4 protein-coding genes and 2 pseudogenes are annotated in these 6,834 nt (G+C 41.7%); all 6 read left to right on the forward strand.

What is annotated here, in order from left to right:
- Positions 1–6 precede the first annotated feature (6 nt).
- Positions 7–1,437, forward strand: a complete 1,431-nt coding sequence (locus M3194_RS28260; RefSeq protein WP_251657476.1) for an aldehyde dehydrogenase family protein — start codon at positions 7–9, stop codon at positions 1,435–1,437.
- Positions 1,438–2,092: 655 nt separating this feature from the next.
- On the forward strand, positions 2,093–2,656 hold the full coding sequence (locus M3194_RS28270; protein WP_251657477.1) for a TetR/AcrR family transcriptional regulator: 564 nt from the start codon (positions 2,093–2,095) through the stop codon (positions 2,654–2,656).
- 133 nt (positions 2,657–2,789) lie between these two features.
- Complete coding sequence (locus M3194_RS28275; protein WP_251657479.1) at positions 2,790–3,119, forward strand: antibiotic biosynthesis monooxygenase family protein; 330 nt, start codon at positions 2,790–2,792, stop codon at positions 3,117–3,119.
- 150 nt (positions 3,120–3,269) lie between these two features.
- Positions 3,270–3,818: an NAD(P)H-dependent oxidoreductase gene (locus M3194_RS28280; RefSeq protein WP_251657482.1), complete on the forward strand. Its 549-nt coding sequence runs from the start codon at positions 3,270–3,272 to the stop codon at positions 3,816–3,818.
- Positions 3,819–4,376: 558 nt separating this feature from the next.
- A pseudogene (locus M3194_RS28285) lies at positions 4,377–4,769 on the forward strand (manganese catalase family protein); the annotation flags it as partial.
- Between the two features lie 612 nt (positions 4,770–5,381).
- Positions 5,382–5,771, forward strand: a pseudogene (locus M3194_RS28290) (reverse transcriptase domain-containing protein); the annotation flags it as partial.
- Positions 5,772–6,834 lie beyond the last annotated feature (1,063 nt).

The following is a 6,834-nucleotide window of genomic DNA, read 5'->3' on the forward strand; positions in this document are numbered from 1 at the left end:
AACAACATGAGAAACATTAATCAAATTTATATTAACGGTAAGTTTGTAACTCCTCAAGGTACACAGCGTCAAGAGCTGATTAACCCTACAACACGGGAAATCATCGGAAGTGTAGTGCTTGGTAATGAAGAAGACACCAAACTGGCTATTGCTGCAGCGAAAGCGGCGTTTCCAGCTTTCTCGAAGACGTCGGTACAAGAAAGAGCTGATATGCTTCAACGTCTAAACGATGCCATTTTGGCCAATATCGACGAGCTTGCAGAAGCTAATATCCTTGAATATGGCGCGCCTCGAATGGCAGCTACCGGACGTGTTCAATTGGCAGCAATGAATTTAATGATAAGCAAGGAAGCACTTGAGCAATACGAATTTGTTCACTATATCGGGAAAGCCAAAGTCGTCTCCGAGCCTGTAGGCGTTATGGGTATCATCACGCCATGGAATGCTAGTTATTCACAAATAACGGCCAAGCTTGGTGCCGCGATCGCTGCTGGCTGTACAGTTGTAATCAAACCAAGTGAACTTAGTGGTTTGCAAACGCAACTGCTAACGGAATGCTTCGATGCAGCCGATATTCCGGCAGGTGTAATTAATGTCGTTAATGGGCTTGGTTCGACAGTAGGGGGAGAATTGACTCGCAATCCAGACGTCGCAATGATCAACTTCACCGGCTCGACTCGCGTAGGTAAAGAAATTCGCAGAGCAACTGTAGATTCAATGAAACGCGTAACGTTAGAACTGGGCGGTAAATCACCTAACATTATTCTGGATGACGCAGATTTTTCCAAAGCAATTCCAGCTGCAGTTAGATCGAGTTACTCGAATAACGGTCAAGCTTGCGTAGCAGGTACAAGATTGTTCGTTCCGGAGCATCGTCTGGAAGAAGTGAAGCAGCTCGCTCGCGAAACCGCCGAATCGATGAAAGTCGGTTTGCCATCCGAAGCCGACACTGTGCTTGGACCAATCGTGACAGAGAAGCAATACAACCAAGTCCAGTACTTCATTAAAACCGGCATTCAAGAAGGTGCTGAGCTGGTAACTGGCGGTGAAGGCCATCCAGCAGGTCTAGAGCAGGGGAATTTCGTTAAACCGACGATCTTCGCTAACGTTACCCCTGATATGACGATCGCGAAAGAAGAGATTTTTGGACCAGTACTGTCGATTCTGACGTTCAAAACCGAAGAAGAAGCAATTGAAATGGCAAATAACACAGACTACGGTCTCGGTGCTTATATTAGCTCGGGAAACCTGGAGAGAGCTAACGAATTAGCTTCCCTCATCCAAGCAGGCGTGGTGCTTATTAACGGCGCAGGCTTCGAAATGAAAGCTCCATTCGGCGGATTCAAGCATTCCGGTATCGGTCGTGAATATGGCGTACACGGCATAAAAGATTGCCTAGAGACAAAGACAATAACTGGATTTGACTTGCCGATGTAATATCAATTAGCTAATTAGCACTTGCTATGTATGATCCCCTTCAAGAATAAACTCATTCAAACTGTCATGTTACTATGGGGGTTCGAGTGAGTCTTGGAGGGGATATTTTTATGGCTTATGGCTTACAAAGAAAGGTCGAGGCGAGATGAGAATAGAATTTTGAGTTTTTATCATCAAGAAGTAGAACCTGACTCATAATAAAATGAATTTATACAACATAAAAAATCGAAAGTTGGGAAGCCGCTTTGGACATTGCCATCTTAATCTTGCTGTTGTTAATTTTAATTGGCGTTTCCAACGTCGTACATCGGTTCGTTCCGGTTGTACCTGTGCCATTATGATACATTAGCAGTTGCCTCATTATCCAGACGTATTAATTTACCAAACAGCCTTAAAAACATACTTGAAGGGGAGGCGTTGATGAATGACGCTTCCAGTCTCGTCGCTTTTAAATATTCCATGGCAGCAGCGGTAACTGGCTATTTTCTTTGGCTCAAGCAAGTGTGAGATGTTTTGGATGAGACACTGCAAATGCTGCTGCAAATCTTAATAGAGCTCAGTATTTTCCTAGCATCGAATGATCCGTAATCGTGAATCGACACTGTACGAAATCGAGGAGTTGAGTTTACAATAAAGTTAAGAGGTGGGGGGATATATGAGTAAAAAACAAGACATTATGACGGCCACACTTGACTTAATTCACGAAGAGGGCCTGCAGTCTGTTACATTTTCCAAATTATTCAAGCGTGCGAATGTCGGATCAGGCACGATCTATAACTACTTCTCAAACAAAGAGGATTTAGTGAATGAGGTATACAGAGATTCGCGCTCAAAAATGGGGGAGTACCTTATACAAGGTTACGACGCAAATGCAAGCCTTTACGAACGATTTAAGTGCCTTCAGATGAATCGGTTGCAATTCGGCATGCATTTTCCGAAAAAGTTTTTATTTATCGACAGTTATTCTTTTTCGCCATATATATCTCCTGAGCTGCGTAATCTGGATGATGAATATAATTCCAGTAGAATTGTTCTGGATTTGATCATTGATGGCCAAAGGAATGGGATAATCAAAGAGATGGATTCACATCTTTGCCACCAGTTGCTTCACGGTATCATTTCTTCGATTTTGAAAGGTTATTTTGTAAATAAATACCCTTTAAACGAATTGCAAATTCAACAAATAATCGAAGCATCATGGAAAGCAATACTGGTTTAATGAAGTGGCCGTTGTGCGTATTCGTGCACACCGGTCTTTTTTGACTTCAGGGGTAGTTATAAGCTTTTCCATGAATGTTTTGAGTTATTTGGGATCAACCTATATTATCTTTTTCAATTGAGGAGTGAAAACCGTGACAAAAATTAATGCAAATGAATCGATTCTGACATTTATTAATGTATTTAAAGTAGAACCAGAAAACCAACAGCGTGTCGTCGAATTGCTGACTGAGGCAACAGATAGTTCTGTTAAATACGCTCCTGGATTTATTTCTTGTGCTTTACACAAAAGCACTGATGGAACTAAAGTAACGATGTACGCACAATGGAAAGATTTCGATCATTACCAAGCGATGCGTGACGATCCAAGGCCATTGCCATTCTTCAAAGAAGCTTTGACAATAGCAACATTCGATTCAGGCATGTATGAGGTTGTGAAAACGTTCGAATATACAGAAGCTTAAAGTAATAGATGAGCAGTAACAGATTCCGTTGCTGCTCGCCCCTCAACAGCATATTTTTTTATCAGTAATATTCATTTAAAAAATTAGTTAAAGGTTTAGCAAAAAATACATGTAATTATATAGAAAGGAAAGGAAGTAGACTAACTTCTTATGAGAAAATCACTCGTTATTGTCGCTCATCCAAATTTAGACAACTCACGAGTTAATAAAATTTGGTTAAATGAACTAACTCAGTATCCTGATCTTATAACAATAAATGATTTGTATGCCAATTATCCCGATTTTCAAATCAATGTTATGAGAGAGCAACAACTGGTAGAGCAGCATGATCGTATAATTTTTCAATTTCCATTTTACTGGTATAGCTCACCGCCGCTACTAAAAAAGTGGATGGATGATGTTCTGACGTACGGCTGGGCCTTTACTTCAAAAGGCAGCAAATTGAGGGGGAAGGAACTCGCACTTGCGATATCAATCGGGGGATCCGAAAGGGATTATAGTCAAAGTGAAGATGAAATGTATACAATTAATGAGCTGCTCAGTCCTTTTCATGCAACAAGCAATTTAATTGAAACTATTTTTTTAGAGCCATTTACTCTCTATTCCACCGACAGAAAAAGCGATGCTGAGTTACAGAACAGCGCTAAACTGTATGCGAATTACGTAAATATGAAAACTCTAGAACCTTTTACTGTTTAACAGATCAGATCTTGTTCCATGTTCGCAATTGGCTCGTTCTCTTAAGACCATTATGGTAATTCTCTTCTAGTTGCACAATTATCTTGGACACAAAAGTAAGGACATAACTTTGAGCAAAAATCAAAGCTTGAGAAATCAAGCTTTTTTATTTTATGTTGGGTAATTGTGGGGGGAAAACCTCCAAACAGTGGTCGACTGTAATAACAGTTAGCTAAATGGCTATTTTGAAAAAATTGAACATTAGGATAACCGTTAGAAGAGCAGGGGATTGTGTTAAAAAGGAGGTTAAATCTTGGATAATTTATTGCAAAGATGACTACATTTGATGAATTATAATATATCGTTTAGAAGATTTTGTTCTTTTGTATAGAAATTCTTGTCATTGGTTCAAGACAAGAATTTCTATGCAAAGCCCTATTAGGACAAGAACTTCTGTAAAATCCCGTAATCTCCGGGAATGCATGAGTTATTAAAATAACGGTGAACGTTGATATAACATAAGCTGCAGAGCTCGCAGTTTTGCAATCAAAGCGGATCCATTACCTACAACTATAGTGTACGGAAGAATTTGCTCATTTGGAAATGATTGCTACTATGGTCTATAAATTGACAAAAGATGCTACGCCTAGACAACTCCAGGAGGCAGGGCTTGGCGAAAACTTTGTGAACCATGATAACGGAATGATGTATGTAAATGCCTCAGGTGTACCGTGGACGGCCGCATACATTGGAGCCAAGGGCGATCCAATAGCAGATTTGTATGAGGATATTGCAGCAGAAGAGAAGGCAAGAGCGACGTACCAATGGCTAATTGATATGACAGATGATGTGGATTTACAGGATGGACTAAAGTTTCTTCGTGAGCGAGAGATCGTTCATTCGTTGAGGTTTAGGGAAGCAGTTGAGATGATTAAGTCCGACTGGGGGACGAAGAAGGTATATAAAGTTTAAAGAACTCGACAGCAGCCGGTTAATTGCCGGTTGCTGTTTTTGTGTGCGCCCAGCATGGGCGCTATCTCTAGGGTTCAAGTCCCGAATGGCGAAGGCAGTAGTAGCCATAGCTTAAGGCAAGGGTGTCCACCGCGAGGTGGAATCTGAAGGAAGCCGGCGGCAAATCTCCGGTCTGAGGAACACGAACTTCATATAAGGCTAACGTACGTTGGGTGAGGTTGCACAACAAACCAAAACCCGTACTGCCAAAGGCGTACGAGAGTAAATGGAGCAGATAGATGGAGAGGAAGATAGCGTTCTTACCTGGGGAGATCTGTACAATAGGCGACCGAAAGTCGTAAGCAAATCCGAAAGGGCTTGTTGAATGTACAGAAGTCATCAGAAGCCATAGTACGCAAGCTGTTGCAACAGCTTGCGGAAGGGCTGAACATGAAATAGGAACGTAAACGACTTGGCGTTCGAGGATGGGCATGGAAAGCAGACAATCCCAAATTTTTTTTGAAGGGACTTATCTGAGGAAAGTAGCGGTGAATACGCGAGGGCACTCAGAAGGGCAGAGTTCATCATCGGCACAAAGAGAAGAGACGTTCACGTAAGGGAGTGTATCGAAGGATGATCGAGGAAGTGCTGTCACGAGACAATATGCTCTCGGCGCTAGCAAGGGTCGAAGCGAATAAGGGAAGTCATGGCGTAGATGGCATGTCGGTAAAAGACTTACGCAGACACATCGTACAAAACTGGCCAACTATTCGAGAAAGCATACGAAACGGAACCTACAAACCGAGTCCAGTACGTCGGGTCGAAATCCCGAAACCGAACGGTGGAACGAGGTCTTTAGGGATACCTACCGTGACAGACCGTCTCATTCAGCAGGCGATTACGCAAGTACTAACACCTGTATTTGACCCCACGTTCTCCGAACAAAGCTATGGATTTCGCCCGCAAAGGCGAGGACATGATGCGGTGAGGAAAGCGCGAAACTACATGCAAGAGGGACATCGTATCCTGATGTTCCTCCGATGGTTGGGTATGCGGCGGCGAAAGGAGGCGTCTGGAAGGTGCACTATGGACTAGCGCACGTCCATTTTTGATCTGTCCCAGCTCGGAGCAATTGGCCCAATACCCATACATTTGCTGAAATTTGACGAAGCTCTATTCCCCACGCAATTTATGAAACATATGTTAAAAAAATATTATATTTTTTTAACAATTATTATTGTAACCATAAAAAACTTTTACAAAAAAAATATTACAGTTGTTTGCAAGAATAAATCTCTTTGATATCTTATATAAAGAGTTAGTTGCTAAAAACTTCTCTTTCTTAAAAATGATTTCTAGTACATAAAAAAGGAGGTGGAGGTATGTTTGAGGCATTCAGTTTTGGGAGTTGGCTTAAGAATCTCCTTGGCATAGCATAGCATCTTGGTGAAGTTGCATTGCAATAATTTGAAGATGCAGCACCGGAAAAACCATGCAAAAAGGTCCGCTGACAAAGATCAAGCGGGCCTTTCCGTGCCTTTTAGATAAGTTTGTTTATTGACTCCTAAGGAATATCGTGTTCTAATTTCTCTCTGATAGCTTCGAGGATGAAAGTATTCCGACTCATGTCCGCTTGCTCAGCAGCCACATCAATTTGTGCCGCTCCGCCCTATTGAACGCTGAGCAAATAAGAATTATAATTAGCCGCGTTGTACTTATTCTTTGCCCGTGTGGTCGATTTCCCTTGTAGTATTAGCTAATTGAAGCAAAAGTAAGCCCCGCATAATTTCCCAAGCGCTTGGGAAATTATGCGGGGCTTTGCTTTATTGAAATATAGCCTATAACTTAAATGTACTAAAGAGTGGTCACTTGGAAATGAATTACACAATGGTATGTAAATTTACAAAAGACGCCACATCTAGACAACTTCAAGAAATGATGAGCTGCCGTTTTCTCAACTAAAGGGCAGCATTCCTATAATGAAGAAATACGAGGTTTGAGAAACAAAAAGACTCCTTGGTATGATGTATGAGGGTCCCAGATGCTCGCCAGCGACCGGATCCAAATACAAACCAAGGAGACTACA

Source organism: Paenibacillus glycanilyticus (assembly GCF_023715145.1).
GTDB classification, from domain to species: Bacteria; Bacillota; Bacilli; order Paenibacillales; family Paenibacillaceae; genus Pristimantibacillus; species Pristimantibacillus glycanilyticus_A.

Bases quoted from the DNA above. Each gene is read 5' to 3' on its own strand.
- M3194_RS28260 (WP_251657476.1), top strand. From the start codon at position 7: ATGAGAAACATTAATCAAATTTATATTAACGGTAAGTTTGTAACTCCT.
- M3194_RS28270 (WP_251657477.1), top strand. From the start codon at position 2,093: ATGAGTAAAAAACAAGACATTATGACGGCCACACTTGACTTAATTCAC.
- M3194_RS28280 (WP_251657482.1), top strand. From the start codon at position 3,270: ATGAGAAAATCACTCGTTATTGTCGCTCATCCAAATTTAGACAACTCA.